Annotated in this window: 18 protein-coding genes; 7 read left to right on the top strand and 11 right to left on the bottom strand. The window is 44.8% G+C overall.

Going from position 1 to position 18,435, the window contains the following annotated elements:
- Positions 1-206 precede the first annotated feature (206 nt).
- On the top strand, positions 207-1,448 hold the full coding sequence (locus tag JKJ11_RS13280; RefSeq protein ID WP_062460781.1) for a uracil-xanthine permease family protein: 1,242 nt from the start codon (positions 207-209) through the stop codon (positions 1,446-1,448).
- A 67-nt stretch (positions 1,449-1,515) separates the two neighbouring features.
- On the opposite strand, the gene upp is transcribed toward JKJ11_RS13280, so the two are convergent.
- Positions 1,516-2,142, bottom strand: a complete 627-nt coding sequence (upp, locus tag JKJ11_RS13285) for a uracil phosphoribosyltransferase (protein ID WP_006072840.1) — start codon at positions 2,140-2,142, stop codon at positions 1,516-1,518.
- A 245-nt stretch (positions 2,143-2,387) separates the two neighbouring features.
- On the opposite strand from upp, the gene purM reads away from it, so the two are divergent.
- Positions 2,388-3,428, top strand: a complete 1,041-nt coding sequence (gene purM, locus JKJ11_RS13290) for a phosphoribosylformylglycinamidine cyclo-ligase (RefSeq protein ID WP_031495244.1) — start codon at positions 2,388-2,390, stop codon at positions 3,426-3,428.
- Between the two features lie 4 nt (positions 3,429-3,432).
- The gene (purN, locus tag JKJ11_RS13295) at positions 3,433-4,071 is read left to right on the top strand and encodes a phosphoribosylglycinamide formyltransferase (RefSeq protein WP_006072838.1); all 639 of its coding nucleotides are present in this window, start codon (positions 3,433-3,435) and stop codon (positions 4,069-4,071) included.
- Positions 4,072-4,155: 84 nt separating this feature from the next.
- Here the strand turns inward: purN and JKJ11_RS13300 are convergent, their stop codons facing one another.
- Together JKJ11_RS13300 and lpcA are read right to left on the bottom strand one after the other, a co-directional pair.
- Positions 4,156-4,998 carry a class II glutamine amidotransferase gene (locus JKJ11_RS13300; RefSeq protein ID WP_006072837.1) on the bottom strand — a complete coding sequence of 281 codons (843 nt, stop codon included), beginning with the start codon at positions 4,996-4,998 and terminating at the stop codon, positions 4,156-4,158.
- 50 nt (positions 4,999-5,048) lie between these two features.
- Entirely contained in the window at positions 5,049-5,624 is a 576-nt protein-coding gene (gene lpcA / locus JKJ11_RS13305; protein WP_006072836.1) for a D-sedoheptulose 7-phosphate isomerase, read from the bottom strand.
- 317 nt (positions 5,625-5,941) lie between these two features.
- Between lpcA and fadE the strand changes: the two genes are divergently transcribed.
- Positions 5,942-8,386: an acyl-CoA dehydrogenase FadE gene (gene fadE, locus JKJ11_RS13310; RefSeq protein ID WP_124940170.1), complete on the top strand. Its 2,445-nt coding sequence runs from the start codon at positions 5,942-5,944 to the stop codon at positions 8,384-8,386.
- 86 nt (positions 8,387-8,472) lie between these two features.
- Here fadE and JKJ11_RS13315 read toward each other — a convergent pair whose 3' ends face one another.
- Both JKJ11_RS13315 and dnaQ read right to left on the bottom strand, forming a co-directional pair.
- On the bottom strand, positions 8,473-9,717 hold the full coding sequence (locus tag JKJ11_RS13315) for a TIGR03503 family protein (protein ID WP_062460772.1): 1,245 nt from the start codon (positions 9,715-9,717) through the stop codon (positions 8,473-8,475).
- A 9-nt stretch (positions 9,718-9,726) separates the two neighbouring features.
- Positions 9,727-10,473 carry a DNA polymerase III subunit epsilon gene (gene dnaQ, locus JKJ11_RS13320; protein ID WP_124940171.1) on the bottom strand — a complete coding sequence of 249 codons (747 nt, stop codon included), beginning with the start codon at positions 10,471-10,473 and terminating at the stop codon, positions 9,727-9,729.
- 57 nt (positions 10,474-10,530) lie between these two features.
- On the opposite strand from dnaQ, the gene rnhA reads away from it, so the two are divergent.
- Positions 10,531-10,995 (top strand): ribonuclease HI, encoded by a 465-nt coding sequence (rnhA, locus tag JKJ11_RS13325; RefSeq protein WP_038227874.1) that lies wholly within the window; start codon positions 10,531-10,533, stop codon positions 10,993-10,995.
- A gap of 29 nt (positions 10,996-11,024) precedes the next feature.
- Here rnhA and JKJ11_RS13330 read toward each other — a convergent pair whose 3' ends face one another.
- Complete coding sequence (locus JKJ11_RS13330; protein ID WP_038227875.1) at positions 11,025-11,765, bottom strand: class I SAM-dependent methyltransferase; 741 nt, start codon at positions 11,763-11,765, stop codon at positions 11,025-11,027.
- 38 nt (positions 11,766-11,803) lie between these two features.
- Between JKJ11_RS13330 and gloB the strand changes: the two genes are divergently transcribed.
- Together gloB and JKJ11_RS13340 are read left to right on the top strand one after the other, a co-directional pair.
- Positions 11,804-12,562 (top strand): hydroxyacylglutathione hydrolase, encoded by a 759-nt coding sequence (gene gloB / locus JKJ11_RS13335; protein WP_198558190.1) that lies wholly within the window; start codon positions 11,804-11,806, stop codon positions 12,560-12,562.
- Between the two features lie 76 nt (positions 12,563-12,638).
- Entirely contained in the window at positions 12,639-14,201 is a 1,563-nt protein-coding gene (locus tag JKJ11_RS13340; RefSeq protein WP_031493868.1) for a LysM peptidoglycan-binding domain-containing protein, read from the top strand.
- A 62-nt stretch (positions 14,202-14,263) separates the two neighbouring features.
- Here the strand turns inward: JKJ11_RS13340 and JKJ11_RS13345 are convergent, their stop codons facing one another.
- The 5 genes from JKJ11_RS13345 to accA all read right to left on the bottom strand — a co-directional run bounded on the left by JKJ11_RS13345 (position 14,264) and on the right by accA (position 18,403).
- Complete coding sequence (locus tag JKJ11_RS13345; protein WP_107307139.1) at positions 14,264-15,115, bottom strand: endonuclease/exonuclease/phosphatase family protein; 852 nt, start codon at positions 15,113-15,115, stop codon at positions 14,264-14,266.
- Between the two features lie 66 nt (positions 15,116-15,181).
- The gene (gene glnB / locus JKJ11_RS13350; protein WP_031495634.1) at positions 15,182-15,520 is read right to left on the bottom strand and encodes a nitrogen regulatory protein P-II; all 339 of its coding nucleotides are present in this window, start codon (positions 15,518-15,520) and stop codon (positions 15,182-15,184) included.
- 118 nt (positions 15,521-15,638) lie between these two features.
- Positions 15,639-15,950, bottom strand: coding sequence for a c-type cytochrome (locus JKJ11_RS13355; RefSeq protein ID WP_031495636.1), 312 nt, complete (start codon positions 15,948-15,950; stop codon positions 15,639-15,641).
- Positions 15,951-16,062: 112 nt separating this feature from the next.
- A complete protein-coding gene (gene tilS / locus JKJ11_RS13360; RefSeq protein WP_252038320.1) occupies positions 16,063-17,376 on the bottom strand; it encodes a tRNA lysidine(34) synthetase TilS in 1,314 nt (437 codons plus the stop codon).
- A gap of 67 nt (positions 17,377-17,443) precedes the next feature.
- Positions 17,444-18,403, bottom strand: coding sequence for an acetyl-CoA carboxylase carboxyl transferase subunit alpha (accA, locus tag JKJ11_RS13365; protein ID WP_006075352.1), 960 nt, complete (start codon positions 18,401-18,403; stop codon positions 17,444-17,446).
- Positions 18,404-18,435: the final 32 nt, after the last annotated feature.

Here is an 18,435-nt window from a genome sequence, read left to right on the forward strand (position 1 = left end):
TGCTTCAAGGTTTGGTTAATATTTTTTGCCACAGCCCCTATCCATCAAGATCCAAAGCACGATATCTGGCCTTGTATAGAAGTTTTACTAACAAATAATCCAGATTTTTTACCAAGATCATTAAGTAATCGATTGCAAAGTGATATTATCGCGCCAATTTGCCCAAAGCCCTTGGGTGAAACTTCTATTTGCTTGGATATCAAACTATGAAAACTATCTTACAAGGTTCGCAAATGCTATTCGTCGCGTTTGGTTCCTTAGTCCTAGTACCGCTGCTTACTGGGTTAGATCCTAACGTTGCTCTGTTTGGAGCTGGTGTGGGCACACTGTTGTTCCAATTAATCACCCGTCGTAGCGTTCCTATTTTTCTAGCGTCTTCTTTTGCTTTCATCGCTCCGATCATGTTCGGTGTTCAAACTTGGGGCGTCGGTGCCACTATGGGTGGCTTGATGGCCGCAGGTGTTGTTTACGTCATAATGGGTGCCGTTATCAAAGCAAAAGGCGTGGAGATCATTCACAAGCTATTACCGCCTGTTGTAGTAGGCCCGGTTATTATGGTGATTGGTCTTGGCCTAGCGCCAGTTGCTGTAAACATGGCATTGGGTAAAACTGGCGATGGCGCCATTGAACTCGTCAACGGTAATGCCGCACTATGGATTTCGTCAATTTCGCTATTAGTGACTATTGCTGTCAGTGTCTTTGCAAAAGGTTTCCTTAAGCTTCTGCCTATTTTCAGCGGAATCGTGGCGGGATATGTCACTAGTTTAGCATTTGGTGTCGTTGACTTTACTCCTGTTGTTCAAGCGTCTTGGCTGTCGATGCCAAACTTCACTACTCCCGAATTTAACATCAATGCAATTCTGTTCATGTTACCTGTTGCGATTGCACCAGCGGTTGAACACGTTGGTGATATGCTAGCCATCTCGAACGTTACTGGTAAAGATTATTTGAAAAAGCCAGGGCTTCATCGCACCATCACAGGTGACGGCGTAGCAACAATCGCAGCCTCTATGGTAGGTGCTCCGCCAAACACGACGTACAGCGAAGTTACCGGCGCTGTGATGCTAACCAAAGCGTTCAACCCAGTTATCATGACCTGGGCGGCAGTGACTGCGATCGTCTTAGCATTGGTAGGTAAACTTGGTGCTATTTTACAAACCATCCCTGTTCCTGTGATGGGCGGCATCATGATCTTGCTGTTTGGATCTATCGCTACCGTAGGTCTGAATACACTGATTAAGAACAATGTTGATTTGCATAAATCCCGCAACTTAGTGATTGTCGCTATCACATTAGTATTCGGTATTGGCGGCATGGCATTTGGTATTGGCGACTTCAGCCTTCAAGGTGTGAGTTTGTGCGGTATTGTGGCGATTGTTCTTAACCAGATTCTTCCTCATGACCTAGGTGAGAATAAAATGGTTGATAACGCTCAAATGGAAGATTAATTGCTCTGAACGCAAAAAAAGGCTGACACTTGTCAGCCTTTTTCTTTTTAAATCATCAGACTCTTAATTATTGAGTACCGAAAATCTTATCGCCAGCATCACCTAGACCTGGAACGATGTAGCCTTTGTCATTCAGACACTCATCGATAGCAGCAGTATATAGCTCAACATCTGGGTGGGCTTTTTCTAGTGCTTCGATGCCTTCTGGAGCAGCAACAAGAACCAAGACTTTAATTGCTTTACAGCCTTTTTCTTTCAGCAGGTCGATGGTGGCAATCATAGAACCACCCGTTGCTAGCATTGGATCAACAACTAGCGCAATACGCTCGTCGATGTTTGACGCTAGCTTGTTGAAGTAAGGTACCGGCTCCAATGTTTCTTCATCACGATAGATACCAACAACACTGATACGTGCGCTTGGCATGTGCTCAAGCACACCATCCATCATACCTAGACCAGCACGAAGAATTGGCACTACAGTCACTTTCTTACCTTTGATTTGGTCTACTTCAACAGGACCATTCCAACCTTCAATAGTTACTTTCTCAGTTTCAAAGTCTGCGGTCGCTTCATACGTCAACAGGCTACCTACTTCTGTAGCAAGTTCACGGAAACGCTTTGTGCTGATGTCCCCTTCACGCATCAAACCCAGTTTGTGCTTCACAAGAGGGTGTTTAACTTCAACAACTTTCATGTCCTACTCCGGCAATTTTTAACAAAACCTGCAAATTATACATGGTTTCTTTTGCTATTTCAGTCAAGATTATAGGTTAATGGTGTTTTTTCCGCATATTTACTCGCTTAAATCTGCCTATATCAACAGATTACCCTCACTCAAAAATAGTTTGTAATTTCTTACGCAAACGTTTTCCTTTTTGTTTAAACCCCTGTTAGAATAGCGCCGCTTTTCACATCCATTTATTTATCGAGGACTGTCCCGTGAGCGGAAACAACACTTCCCTAAGCTATAAAGACGCTGGTGTAGATATTGATGCTGGTAACGCATTAGTTGACCGTATTAAAGGCGCGGTTAAGCGCACTCGTCGCCCTGAAGTTATGGGAGGCATCGGTGGATTTGGTGCTTTATGTGAGCTGCCAACTAAATACAAAGAGCCTGTACTCGTATCTGGAACAGACGGTGTCGGTACCAAACTGCGCCTAGCTCTAGATATGAACAAACACGACACTATCGGTATCGATTTGGTTGCGATGTGTGTGAATGACTTGATTGTTCAAGGTGCAGAGCCATTGTTCTTCCTCGACTATTACGCAACAGGCAAACTGGACGTAGACACTGCAGCTGATGTTGTATCTGGTATCGCTGAAGGTTGTATCCAAGCTGGTTGTTCGCTGATTGGTGGCGAAACGGCTGAAATGCCTGGTATGTATGAAGGTGAAGACTACGACGTTGCTGGTTTCTGTGTCGGCGTCGTTGAAAAATCAGAAGTTATCGACGGTACAAAAGTCGCTGCCGGTGACGCACTTATCGCGGTTGGTTCAAGTGGTCCACATTCAAATGGCTACTCTCTTGTACGCAAGATCTTAGAAGTATCTGGCGCAGATAAAAACGAGATGCTAGGTGAACGCACAATTGGTGAACACTTACTAGAACCGACGAAAATTTATATCAAATCAGCTCTGAAAATGATCGCTGAACACGATATCCATGCAATCTCACACATCACAGGTGGTGGCTTCTGGGAAAATATCCCACGCGTACTTCCTGAAGGAACAAAAGCTGTGATTGATGGCAAGAGCTGGGAATGGCCAGCAATCTTCAACTGGCTACAACAGAAAGGTAATGTTGATACATTTGAGATGTACCGCACCTTCAACTGTGGCGTAGGTCTAATTGTTGCTCTGCCAAAAGATCAAGCAGAGGCAGCAGTTGAACTATTAAAAGCTGAAGGCGAAAACGCATGGGTAATTGGTGAGATCGCGACTGCACAAGCTGGTGAAGAGCAAGTAGAGATCAATTAGTTTCATGAAGAATATTGTTGTTTTAGTTTCAGGAAATGGTACCAACTTGCAGGCGATTATTGACGCTTGTGAGTCCACCATCGAAAACGCCAAGGTTCGAGCGGTATTCTCAAACAAAGAGTCCGCTTTCGCCTTAGAACGTGCACGTAAAGCAGGAGCGGAGGCTGAGTTCCTTGATCCAAAATTAAGTGAAACACGTGAAGCGTTTGATGCTGAACTGATGCGTCGTATTGACGTGCACAAACCTGATTTATTGGTCTTAGCAGGCTACATGCGTATCTTAAGTGGCGAGTTTGTACGCCACTACATGGGACGAATGATCAACATTCACCCTTCACTGTTACCAAAATATCCAGGTTTGCACACACATCAACGTGCAATTGATAACTGTGATGAACACCATGGCACCAGTATCCATTTTGTTACTGAGAAGCTAGATGGTGGTCCAATTATCTTGCAAGCTAAAGTTCCGGTATTCGATGATGATACAATTGAAACACTAGAACAGCGTGTTCAAAGTCAGGAACATAAGATCTACCCGCTGGTTGTAAAATGGTTCGTCGAAGGCCGCTTATCTATGGATGGTAGCAAAGCGATGTTGGATGGTTTAGAACTTGGCCCTCAAGGCTACGCAGACAAATAACCCTCTAACTCACAACGAGTCAATATCAAAAAAGCGAGTGATTCCATCACTCGCTTTTTTCTTATGTTCCAGTTTGATGTGGACTTATAACGGCTCAGTAGGCGCTTGGCTTGCAGGCTTTGCCTCCGCAAACTCCACGTCTTTTAACTCATCAACATTGCTGGCGACTAACTCCCCAAAATGAAAAAGGTTAAACTCACCCGGCTTCATTCGATGCCAACTCTCATTACTAGTCAGCGGTTGAGTCGCAACAACCGTCACCACATCGTTAGGTGTTGTCTCTTCGTGGAAGTTAATCGTCACATCTTCATCAAGTAAAGTCGCTTTACCAAATGGGGCTTTACGCGTGATCCAGTACAAATGGTTAGTGCAATAGGTCATCACAAACTCACCATCACTCAACAGCATGTTGTAGACACCGTATTCTCGCAACTCATCACAACATTCGGAAATGTATGCGAACATCGCCATCATGTCTTGCGGTGGTTCAGGAAAGCGCTCATCCAATTTTCGCAGCAGCCAGCAAAATGACAATTCACTGTCAGTTTCGCCAACTGGACGAAAGTGACCAGTTTCCAGCCCTTGATAGTCACTGAGCTGACCATTGTGTGCGAATGTCCAATAGCGCCCCCATAGTTCACGCGTGAATGGGTGCGTATTTTCTAGATTAACCTGACCACGGTTCGCTTGTCGTATATGACTAACAACTGCACGACTCTTTATCGGATAGTTTTGAACCAACTCCGCTATTTTAGAATCACAACTCGGTTGCGGATCTTTAAAGGTTCTAAAACCTTTCCCTTCATAAAAAGTTATACCCCAGCCATCTTTGTGAGGACCGGTGTTGCCACCCCGTTGAATCAAACCGGTAAAGCTGAAACAGATATCTGTTGGCACATTTGCACTCATGCCAAGCAATTCACACATTGAGTTCCCTACTCTTTTTCTTCCACAATAATGTCACTAGTAAACTGAGATTATTCCATCTCTTTTTCAATCAATTGAATCACAATATGAATGATCTTGATGTGTACTTCTTGAATTCGATCCGCATAACCAAAATGCGGTACGCGAATCTCAATATCAGCAACACCTGCCATTTGACCACCATCTTTACCGGTAAGGGCAATTGTCTTCATGCCTTTTGCCTTGGCAGCTTCAATAGCTTTCAAAATGTTGCCAGAGTTACCCGATGTAGAAAGACCAAACAAAACATCACCAGAACGACCTACTGCTTCCACATAACGTGAAAATACGTAATCGTAACCAAAATCATTGCTAACGCATGAAAGGTGGCTTGGATCAGAAATGGCGATACCAGCGTAACCTGGGCGGTTCTCACGATAGCGACCTGTTAGCTCTTCAGCAAAGTGCATCGCGTCACAATGCGAACCGCCGTTACCACAAGACAGTACCTTGCCGTCTTGCTTGAATGATTCCGCAATCATTTTCGCTGCTGCTTCGATCTGCGCAATGTTGTGATCGTCGCTCAGGAATTTGTTTAGTACGTCTGCCGCTTCAGTAAGCTCGTTTCTAATTAGATCTTGGTACATAGGTTTATTCTCTTTATTTTCCGACATCAACGCGTCGTTGCGATTACCTGAGTTTAACTATAAACCCCCAATTCTGTCGATAGGCATAGGCTCATCTAACTCCCTCCCTGATTCGTTTTTCATAGCTTCGCATTCGAAACTGGTGGGAAATTATACAAAGCTCTCATTTTTGAATCGAATTAGAGTAATTACTTTTGAAAATTTACATTTGTGCAATAATTGAGTTACAATTAACACTGGTACGACCTCTTACCTTACGTATTACTAAAACGGTCAACCACTACAACAACGATAAGTACCCAGATAAAGGAACAATCATGGACATCTTGCTCTCTCTCGTCGCCTTGCTCGGCGCAGTTGGATTCAGTTTCTACCAACGAGCATCGCTGGCAAAATCTTTATTACTCGTGACCGCTGCTATGGTCTTAGGTTCACTACTCGGTGTATTTGGCGCCATCATATGGGCGTTGTACGTTGCTACGGTAGCGGTATTGTGTGTTCCTTCTATCCGACAATCACTGATTTCTGCTAAAGCGCTTAAACTATTTAGGAAAGTGCTTCCTGCCATGTCTCAGACAGAAAAAGAAGCATTGGATGCGGGTACGGTTTGGTGGGAAGCAGAGCTTTTCAAAGGCAAGCCAAACTGGCAAAAGCTACAGAATATTAGTCAGCCAAAACTTAGCGCAGAAGAGCAAGCCTTCTTAGACGGTCCTGTTAACGAAGTCTGTGCGATGGTGAGCGATTATCAAGTCACTCACGAGCTGGCTGACCTTCCACCAGAAGTCTGGCAATACCTAAAAGACCACAAATTCTTCGCCATGATCATTAAGAAAAAATACGGTGGCCTTGAATTTTCTGCGTATGCACAGTCTCTCGTTTTACAAAAACTAACTGGCGTGTCGGGTGTCCTTTCATCTACCGTTGGTGTTCCTAACTCCTTGGGCCCAGGTGAACTCCTTCAGCACTATGGTACAGAAGATCAAAAAGACTACTACTTACCTCGTCTAGCCGTCGGTAAAGAGATTCCGTGTTTTGCTCTAACTAGCCCAGAAGCAGGTTCTGATGCAGGCTCAATCCCTGATTTTGGTGTGGTGTGTAAAGGCAAGTGGGAAGGCAAAGAAGTTTTGGGCATGAAGCTCACATGGAATAAACGTTACATTACGCTTGCTCCAGTCGCTACCGTACTTGGTCTCGCTTTCAAACTTCGAGATCCAGATGGCCTGCTAGGTGACAAAGAAGACTTGGGCATTACTTGTGCGCTTATTCCAACACATCTTAAAGGTGTAGAAATTGGTAACCGTCATTTCCCACTGAACGTTCCGTTTCAAAACGGTCCTACAACAGCGAACGAATTGTTCGTGCCACTAGATTTCATTATCGGCGGTCAAAAAATGGCTGGCCAAGGCTGGCGTATGTTAGTTGAGTGCCTCTCAGTTGGACGTGGCATCACGTTACCATCAAATTCAACAGGCGGTATCAAAACAGCAGCTTTGGCAACAGGTGCTTACGCTCGTATCCGTCGTCAGTTCAAACAACCAATCGGCCATATGGAAGGTATTGAAGAACCATTAGCACGTATTGGCGGTAATGCTTACGTAATGGATGCAGCCAGTCATCTTACGGTTACAGGGATCGACTTGGGCGAGAAGCCATCAGTAATCTCTGCCATCGTTAAATATCATTGTACTCACCGTGGTCAACAAAGCATTATCGATGCTATGGATATTGTTGGCGGTAAAGGCATTTGCCTTGGTCCATCGAACTTCTTAGCACGCGGCTATCAGGGTTCACCTATTGCAGTAACGGTAGAAGGTGCCAATATTCTTACTCGTTCAATGATCATCTTTGGTCAAGGCGCGATTCGTTGTCATCCATATGTTTTAACGGAAATGGATGCTGCGCACTCTACCGCCAATGATGCTGTTGATAAATTCGACAAAGCCCTTGCTGGCCATGTTTCATTTACGATCAGTAATTTAGTACGTAGTTTCTGGCTCGGTCTTACTGATGGTCGTGGTTCATCAACGCCGCAGAAAGACGCAACAAAACGTTATTATCAACAGTTGAACCGTTACAGTGCCAACCTAGCATTGCTGTCAGATGTGTCTATGGCGGTCCTTGGTGGCTCACTAAAACGTAAAGAACGCTTATCGGCGCGCCTTGGTGATATTTTGAGTCAGTTGTATCTCAGCAGTGCAGCATTGAAACGTTATGACGTGGAAGGCCGTAACAGCGAAGATTTACCGCTTCTTCATTGGGGTCTACAAGATAGCCTAATGCAAACTGAAAAAGCGTTGGACGATTTCTTGGCTAATTTCCCCAATAAAGCGATTGGTCGTTTGATGCGCTTTATCGTCTTGCCACTGGGCACAGTTCGCAAAGCGCCTTCAGATAAGCTTGATAGCCAAGTGGCTCGTATCTTACAAACCCCTTGTGGAGCTCGAAGCCGTTTGGGTCGTGGTCAATACCTAGAACCAACCGAGTTCAATGCGGCAGGTCGTATTGAGCAAGCGCTTGATATCATTCTACGTGCTGAGCCGGTGTTTACTAAAGTGTGTAAAGCGCTTGAGCAGCGTCGTCCATTTACGCAGCTTGATAAAGTCGCAGCACTAGGTTTAGAGAAAGGCCTAATCACTCAGGATGAGGCGACACTGCTTATTACTGCAGAAGCACATCGCCTGTACACTATAAACGTTGATGACTTTGCTCCAGAGGAGCTAGCAGCAAAGCCTGTCTACCCGACAATGGAAGAAGTCGCGTAATTGATCACTCTAGGTAATTGATCATTCCAAATAGCTAAAAGGGTCAGCAATTGCTGACCCTTTTTTATGTCATTACCGTTACTAAACTAACGCGGCATATTTAACTGCATTTCTGGTAGTGAAGCCTTAATGGCTCGCTTACGTCGAACCAACCACCAGATGAGTCCACCCACCACGATAAGCACTAGATTACCGATCACGATGGCCAGTATTGCTCGAGTTCTCACTTGTTCTCTATGTGCAAGGATTTGCGCTTCTTGTTCCGCTTTTTTCTTCGCTTCTCGTGCCGCCGCTTGCATTTCCTCGGCTTTTTCTAAATCCAAAGCCCCAACAACACTGAAGGTACGCATTGGAAGATCAAACACTAACGAACGCCCCGTGGAGGCTTCATTGGCATACACATGGCCAGTCCAATGATAAGTCCCCATTTGATGTAAGTCGTTAAAATACGATGTGACATCGTTTTTACCTGCGTCCGCTTGGTGTTGCACGACCTGCTCTGACTCATCAGGGGACTGCAGTTCAATTGAGGTGGCCAAACTACCAGCTTCTATCGTCGCGACTTCACCGCGAACTACAATTTGATGTGGTTTCTTATCATCGCCTTGGATAAATTTGCTAGAAAATGGCGTCGGGTAAATCAGCACTTCTTGCTCTAGAGCGCGTAAAAACACCCCATTGCCTGTAGTAATTCGAACATTGTATTTCCCGGGCTCAAGTTCAATAGGTAGCTCAACGGTGAACACACCATCTCCAGCGCGCTCATCCAACCCTTCACCGTTATCATAAAACTCACCAATGACAATAGGTACCGGGCGCACCTTGTTATCCGTTTGTTCTTGAGATTCTAAATAGCGCGTCATCACAACTTTAAGGTTCACACGGTCGAGGATGTTCTCAACAATTAACGGCTTGCCATCGGTCATGAGTCGGGCAGTAAACTTTAACTTCTCACCTTGATAAATACGCTGTGGCAAGGTGTCAGCTTTTAAAGACAGCTGAGAAATGATTTGAATGTTATTTTTGGGCGTGACTTTGCCAATGGCTTGCCAAGGGCCTGGCATTGGCTTTTCGATTGAAATGACATCGACACTAGGCTCTTCAATCCAGTGAACATTTTCAGGATGACGCCAAGCGTAGTATTTTTTACCGTCAGGGCGAACTAGCGTAACCGGCTTAGAGTTATCCTGTCGATAAACCAAAAAAGTGATTCGTTCCACCGTTTGGTCAACTCGAAAACGGTTATCAAGAAATGACATTGAGGACTCAGTCGCGAATGCACCAACTGTCAGCGATAACCATAATGCCATCGCAAAAATAATCCTCTGCATGTTTCTCTCCTACAGGCGCCAGAGACAACTGCCACCTTTTTCAACAATATCTAAACGCGAATTGTGCGCTTCTATTTCATCGGCAGAAGCATGCAAGATCTTTAGCGATTTTCTTCCCGTTGTGAGCCTCTTAATGGTTTCACCACCACTTTCGTCCCCATCGGACTGCCCCGCATTAAATTGCATCGAAGTTTGGCCGCCCGTCATTGCCAAATATACATCCGCCAAGATCTCCGCATCGAGCAAAGCGCCGTGGAGAACACGAGCAGACGTATCTATTGTGTAGTGTTTTGCTAACGAGTCGAGGTTCTTTCTTGCCGGCATGTTCGCCATGCGTTTTGCCATCGCAAGCGTATCGGTAACCTTACAGTACTGTTCCGTTTTACCAATCGAAGCGCCTAACTTCTCAAACTCGTAGTCCATAAAGCCCACATCGAAGGGCGCGTTGTGGGCAACAAGTTCTGCGCCTTTAATAAAGTCTAAGAACTCTTCGTGAACTTGATGATAGAGCGGTTTATCTAATAGAAACTCATCAGTGATACCGTGAACGTCGATAGCGTCAGGTTGAATTTCACGATCAGGCTTTAAATAGACGTGAAAATGGCGACCAGTCAGTTTACGGTTGATGATTTCCACCGCGCCGATTTCAATGATTCGATGCCCCATGTAGTGAGGACCACCTTCGCGGTTCATACCTGTTGTTTCGGTATCGAGTACCACGATTCTGCGTTGTTCTGAATTGAGACTGGTATTCATGATGTTTTGTATGTCAGACTATGTAGATAAACTTACTGAGCTATATAGTATCAAATCATGACGAAGCAGGTTGAAATTTTCACAGATGGTTCTTGTTTGGGTAATCCTGGTCCCGGCGGCTATGGAATCGTCCTAAGGTACAAACAGAACGAAAAGACGTTAGCCAAAGGCTATACGTTGACAACAAACAATCGCATGGAAATGATGGCAACCATTGTTGCACTTCAGACACTTAAAGAGCCTTGCAACGTTATCTTAACCACAGATAGTCAGTATGTTCGACAAGGGATTACCCAGTGGATACACAACTGGAAAAAACGTGGTTGGAAAACCGCAGATAAGAAGCCAGTTAAGAATGCGGACCTATGGAAAGCACTCGACTCAGAGACTGCACGGCACGATATTGACTGGCGCTGGGTGAAAGGTCATGCAGGTCATAGAGAAAATGAAATGTGTGATGAACTAGCAAGAGCTGCTGCAGAAAACCCAACAGAAGAAGACACTGGCTATCAACCAAGCTAAGGTTTCTCCCGCTTATAGCTTTCCCTTGCTTACGAGCTTTGCTTTTTATCTGCAGTACGATAGCTAACACTAGCCGGTGTTAGCTTTTTCTTTAGACGCCAATGCGGCTTTATCGGTTTAAGCGGGTAGGTTCGCTTTCTCGCTACGATAAAATACAAGCTTCCCATGGGCGACGCCCAGTCACCAATACTGCTTTCTAACCACGTCCACATCGTCCGATATCGTTTCATAGGAAACAGCGCATAAGTATCCGCATAGACGACCTGATAATTGAGTACCCCTAACCAGTCTTTTATCCGATTTGGCGTAAACATGCGACCACTCCAAGGGAAATTGTTCTTTCTCCAAGGCATCAAGCTAGCAAGACCGGTGAAGCTCATAGGGTTGAAGCCAGTAATGATAAGGTAACCATCATCGATCATCACTCGATCCACTTCGCGCAGTAGACGATGGGGGTCTTCGGCATACTCAAGTTGATGCGACATTACCACAGCATCAAAACTCTTCTCTAAGAATGGTAATTCGTAGCGGTCAGCGATAACATTGTGCAGAGGGTTCTTGGAATCAAGGTTCACTTGATGCTGAATGTTGCAATTGCAGCTTGTGAGTTCACAACTCAGTCCTCCAAGTTTTAGCATATGATAGCCAAAGAACTTGGGGCACCACTCATCAAGCCTCGTTTGAATAGATTCAGAGACCCATTGACCGTTGGCAAGCTCTTCCCAAGAATGGGGATGATCAACTTTTTTCTTGCTGCGTGCTGGCTTCATTTACGCGCTCTCTCCCATACTGAACTGGAGAAACAACAATGTTACATATCAAAAGCATACCTGCATTTAACGATAATTACATCTGGCTGATTCAAAATAACCAGAACTTGTGCGCCGTTGTCGATCCAGGAGATGCTGAACCGGTGATCGAATATTTAGAAGCCAATCAACTTGAGTTAGTAACGATATTGATTACCCATCACCACTGGGACCATACTGGTGGCATAGAGAAACTGGTAGAAAAATACCCGACGATCACCGTTCTTGGCCCTGAGAATTCCAATATAGGACAGCTTACTCACCATGTCAGTGAAGGACATCGTATCAACTTGTTCAATGAAGAGTTTTTGGTGCTCAATTTACCGGGCCACACGCTCGATCATATTGGCTATGTAGGCGACGGTAAGCTATTTTGTGGCGATGTCCTGTTCTCCGCGGGCTGTGGGCGCATTTTTGAAGGCACTCCGGAGCAAATGTACAATTCGTTGCAAAAACTCACTCTACTGCCTGAAGAGACGGAAGTGTACTGCACTCACGAATACACACTTAGTAACCTCGCCTTTGCCATGGCCGTAGAGCCCCATAATGAGTTCCTTCATGAGTACAGAGATGGTGCCAATCAGAAACGCGCTAAAGGTTTCCCAACCTTGCCAACCACGATTTCCATAGAGAAGCGCATCAATCCATTTTTACGAACTACTCAAGCAGAAGTTGTGAGCTCGGTAGCAAACCGAACTGTCAATAATGATCCCCTATCAACTTTTACAGCATTACGTGAGTGGAAAAACGAATTTTAACGTTTTGCTGCTTGTTTGGCCCAATCCGTATTAGTATTATGCACAACCGTTCAAATTAGAGGTTGTAGCAAACAAAATGCATAAGAAATACAGTTGGGCCTTAGCCCTGTTGCTGGCCGGTTGTCAGATGACACAGCCAGATTCAAGCAACACCACAACAGAGCCCACCAACTCTCCTGCAGAAACAGCAACCACTAATACAACAAAGCCCGTTTCCGTTGATACTCCAACTCCAGCAAAAGCACTAACGCCACAAGAGCAAGAAGATGTATGGCAGCGCATCGCTATGCAGCTAAAAATGGAGATTCCAGACAACGCTAAAGTGGACTATTATCGCGAATGGTATATTAAACACCCTAGCCACTTGAGAACAGTCTCACAGCGCGCTCAGCCTTTCCTATATTTGATTACTGAAGAAATAGAAGCACGTAACCTACCATTAGAGCTTGCGTTACTGCCTATTGTCGAAAGCTCCTTTGATGCCTTCGCTTATTCTCATGGCAGCGCCGCAGGATTATGGCAGTTTGTCCCAGCAACAGGAAAAGCGTTCGGCCTAGACCAAACCTACTGGTATGACGGTCGTCGTGACGTTACCGCATCGACTCAAGCCGCTTTAGATTATCTGACTCAGTTGAACAAACGTTTTGATGGCAACTGGAATCACGCGATCGCGGCCTATAACAGTGGCGGCGGTCGAGTAAACAGTGCGATTCGAAAAAATCGTAACTTAGGTAAGCCTACGGACTTTTTCTCTCTCGATTTACCGAAAGAAACCAGCAGCTATGTCCCTAAGTTGCTGGCTCTAGCTGATGTTCTGGCTAACAAAGAAAAGTATGGTGTCGACATTCCACCAATCGCAAACAAGCCTGTGTTGGAATTGGTCGACCCTAATGAACAGCTCGATCTTGCAATTGCAGCCAAATATGCCGGCATTTCGATTAAGGAACTGCAAAGTTATAACCCTGCATACAACCAATGGGCAACTGCACCAGATGGCCCTCAGACATTACTGCTACCTATCGAGACTTTAGATAAGTTCCGCTTCGAACTAGAACAGAATCGCGGTAAAGGGATGCGTCTTGTGCGTTATAAAGTAAAGTCAGGTGATTCATTGAGTGTGATTGCGCGAGACCACCAGACAACGACGCAAGTAATTCGCAGTGCCAATGGGTTAAAAGGCAACAATATTCGCGCGGGCCAGTATCTTCTTGTTCCGACATCAACCAAAGATGAATCAACCTATTCATTAAGCGCAGCAAATCGCTTGGCAAAAACACAATCAACATCTCGTGGTAACTATAAAGTGACCCACAAAGTTGCCAGTGGTGACAGTTTGTGGTCGATTGCCAGAGCAAATAAAGTTTCTCACCAATCGTTGGCAAAATGGAACGGTATGGGGCCTCGTGACACACTAAGAGTTGGGCAGGAACTCGTAATCTGGAAAAATGCGAGTGATGGCGCGATTATCCGCACCGTTTTCTACTCTGTAAGAAGTGGGGATACCATCAGCGGTATTGCACAGAAATTCAAAGTACGTACCAACGATGTTGTTAAATGGAACGACCTTCAGAAACAGAAATATCTTAAGCCGGGCCAAAAACTGAAACTCTACGTTGATGTCACCAAAACTAGTGCTTAGTTCTCATTAAAAAAGCGGCGTTTACGCCGCTTTTTTAATGTCTGACCACCTCATTGGTTCAATTACTTAGAGACAATCCTAAACTCAGCAAGTAGAGGATTATGATCAGAGGCATCAGATTCAGGAACGCGCTGTCCTGTCAGTTCCATTCCACGATAAAAAATGTGATCCAAAGGTAAACCAGTGATAAATCGCTTACGGTTATCACGTTGAAATTCGACCTCTTTAATATGGTATTTATGTAGGGCTTGTTTTAACGCTGAGAGTCGTGATTCACTCCAACTATTGAAGTCCCCTGCTATTAGCAGTGGTCCTTGATGCTTCTCGAGTACTTGCTTGAAGGACTCGAGTTGTTGCTTATACTCTTCTGTTCCTATCGTAAAATTTACAGAGTGCAGATTCACACTGATTAAAGTTTGTCCATTCGTCAGTGCGTATTCCGCATACAAGCCTGATTTAGGTAATCTTAGCCAAGGTTCGGTTTGCAGATTCGCGCAAGCGATTGAAGGCATGGTACGGCTTAAATTAAGTACGCCAGAAGAGACATCAAATGCTTTGAATGCACTAACTTGATTACTCCCCCAGTCCGAGCGCTGTAGCCAATCTAAAAATGTATCATCGAGGCTGGCTTCTTGAAGTAGGACCAATTGTCGGTCTTCGGACAGACGAGTAAGTTCGGGCAATAAGTTTTCGCGATTTTGTTTGTAAATATTCCAAACCAAAATATTCAAGTGCCCGGACTCGTCCAACGCAACTGGATGGTCATTGCGGTAACACTTTAGCTCCGTTTGAACTTGGCTATCCTTAATACTGGTAATTTCTGGTGTTTCTCGCACGGTAAATACCGATTGAAAACCACCCACTGTCATTCCCACAATAGCGACACCAGTAAGCAGTACCCACTTTAACTTCATAATACCTCTTCTCTAAAACGAAAAAGGAGCAGTTACCTACTCCTTTATGATTCTTTGAGATTCGACTTAGATAGCGTCTTCATCTTCTTCGCCAGTACGAATTCGTACTACACGTTCGATATCAGTGATGAAAATCTTACCATCACCAATCTTACCCGTTTGAGCGGTCTCAATGATGGTTTCCACACATTGATCAGCCACGTCACTTGATACGACAATTTCCAATTTTACTTTTGGCAAAAAGTCGACCATGTATTCAGCACCGCGGTAAAGCTCTGTGTGACCTTTCTGGCGACCAAAACCTTTTACTTCAGATACGGTCATACCTGTAATGCCCACTTCTGCCAATGCTTCACGGACGTCATCAAGTTTGAATGGTTTGATAATCGCTTCAATCTTTTTCATGTTCTTCCCTTAAACCTCATTGATTGACACCATTATCTGGCAGGCTGCGCCAACAATCAACGAAAACAAAAAACCCGAAGGCAATCTTCGGGTCTCTAATAGTAAATCGATAATGCGATTATTTCAGACTAGCGTAATAAGCAGCAACGTTGGCAATATCTTCGTCGCTCAGCATTGACGCTTGAGCTTGCATGACAGCAGCCAAACCGCCTGTACGTTCTTTATTCTTGTACGCTTTGATAGAAGTTGCTAAGTACTGCTCGTTTTGTCCCTTAAGGTTTGGGTAACCTGGAATAACTGCGATGCCATCAGCACCATGACAAGCGGCACAAATCGCTGCTTTTGCCTTACCAGCTTCAATGTCAGCGGCCATCGCCGTACCACTCAATAGGCCTGCAGCCAATACTGCACCAATTACCATATTTTTCATTGCTTTACCTTCTGTGTATTTCCATATAAGCCAGATAACAGCGTGTACTCTAGTTTGCGCTTTGCCATTTCTGGCGCTTTATTATTGTATACGATTGTGACATGAAATGTGGTCACTTGTCCCATACAAGTTCACAATCTGAACCATAAAATGCTTTATCTACAAATAAGTTACCAACAGCAACGACCTTATCATCCTGTATTAGAATTGGGATTCTACGTCGCTGCCAGCTAGGTATTTTCAGCTCTTGGAACAGTTTTTTTAACTTACGAGATCCTGCTCGTCCATGGGGGTGAGCACTCAAACCTTCAGGGTTGAAAATGACTTTTAACGACCTATTCAACGTTTGGCGATCTAGTGTCATCTTTGCGTCTTTGCTCGGTGAAACCAACTTTAATACGCCTAAGTTATCTGGCAACACTAACGTGTCTTTATCTAACCAGGATTGTTGCCAATCGCTGACATCTTTATAAGCTTCAACCCAATATAGATGCCCCTGAGCACGTCTAATCGCTCCACCAGCCAAATTCATTTCCGGGTTAGCATCTTGCTTAGCTAGTGCCACTTCTTGCCAAATTTTGCGAAACTGCACCTCAGTAGGCATCAACGAAGTATTGGCTTCTAACCACAGTCTAAGTAGTTGTTCTCTCTTTAAAATAGAGTGTGATGACATCGTGGAAATACTCAGCCCTTGGAACTCATTCATACATACTTCAAGTTCAGGCAATAGTAACTCTTTAATTAACCGTTCTTGTTTCGCACATAAGCGCGCACTGCGACTTGCAGCTTTAGCAAAACTAGGCCAGCGCTGATTCAATACGGGTAAGATAGATTGACGAAGAAAATTACGGTCGAATCGAGTGTCTGAATTACTTTCATCCTCGACCCACTGTAATTGCTCATGCTGCGCATAACGCTCAATATCATGTCGTGCAATATTTAAGAGTGGACGAACTAACCTCCCCGAGCCAAAGTTCATTGAAGAGGCCATCGAAGAGAGCCCTTTGGGTCCGCTACCACGTTTTAAGGCCAGTAACATGGTCTCAGCTTGATCATCAAGGTGCTGACCCGTAAGCAAAATATCGCCGCTCTGCATATGTTGACGCAGCGCTTGATACCGAGCTTGACGCGCCAACTGCTCAAGGCTTTCTCCCGAGTCTTGCGACAATGTTACGCGCTCGCAGGTAAACTCAACGGCCTCCTCTTGAGCCCAACGCTCACACTGAACTTGCCATTCATTTGCGTTATCGCTTAATCCATGATGCACATGTACCGCTAAACAGGTTATTGAATGCTGTTTGCTATACCTTGCTGCTAATCGCAGCAGTACACGTGAATCCACCCCGCCACTAAATCCAACAATGATCTTGCCATGTATCAATTGCTGTTCATCAAGCACTTGAGAAAATTGCTGGTACAGAGTCATGGTTTCTTCCTAGGTTAAATAAAAAAGGCGAGCATCTCGCTCGCCTTATTATATAAACAGTTTCTACTTAGCAGTAGCCATAACTCATCAAACGTTGATAGCGACGCTCAAGTAAGTTGTCATCATCCAACTGATCGAGTTCTTCTAATTGGCGTAGCAATGTCGCTTTCATATTAGCAGCCATTTGCACCGCATCACGATGAGCGCCACCTAGTGGCTCTTCAATGATTTCATCAATAAGCTCAAGCTCTTTTAATCGAGGAGCAACTAGTCCCATTGCTTCCGCTGCTTGCGGCGCTTTATCAGAGTCACGCCATAAAATCGATGCACAGCCTTCAGGAGAAATTACTGAGTACGTTGAGTATTGCAGCATGTTCACGTAATCGCCTACACCAATCGCTAAAGCACCACCAGAACCGCCTTCACCGACAACGTTACAGATGACTGGCACTTTTAGACCTGCCATGACTTTAAGGTTCATCGCAATCGCTTCTGATTGACCACGTTCTTCTGCGCCAACCCCTGGGTAAGCACCCGCAGTATCGATAAAAGTGATGATTGGCATATTAAAGCGCTCTGCCATTCTCATCAAACGAAGTGCTTTACGGTAACCTTCTGGTTTTGGCATACCAAAGTTACGCTTCACTTTCTCTTTTGTTTCGCGGCCTTTTTGGTGGCCAATGATCATAACCGGACGACCATCTAGACGAGCCATACCACCAACAATAGCTTTATCGTCCGCAAACGCGCGATCGCCAGCCAGTTCATCAAACTCAGTAAATACATGCTCTACATAATCAAGCGTGTACGGACGCTGTGGGTGACGCGCAAGCTGTGCCACTTGCCATGCCCCAAGATCACTAAAGATTTTTTTCTTAAGCTCTAAGCTCTTTTTCTCTAGTTGTTCAATTTCTTTATCTAAGTCAATTGCACTATCACCACCATGACGAGAAACGTCACGCAATGCTTCGATTTTTGCTTCTAGTTCGGCAATTGGCTTTTCAAATTCAAGAAAGTTCAAGCTCATCTGTGAATCCTTATCGATTCAGCCCCAAGTCT

This window comes from Vibrio sp. SCSIO 43133, assembly GCF_023716845.1.
Classification (GTDB): domain Bacteria; phylum Pseudomonadota; class Gammaproteobacteria; order Enterobacterales; family Vibrionaceae; genus Vibrio; species Vibrio mediterranei.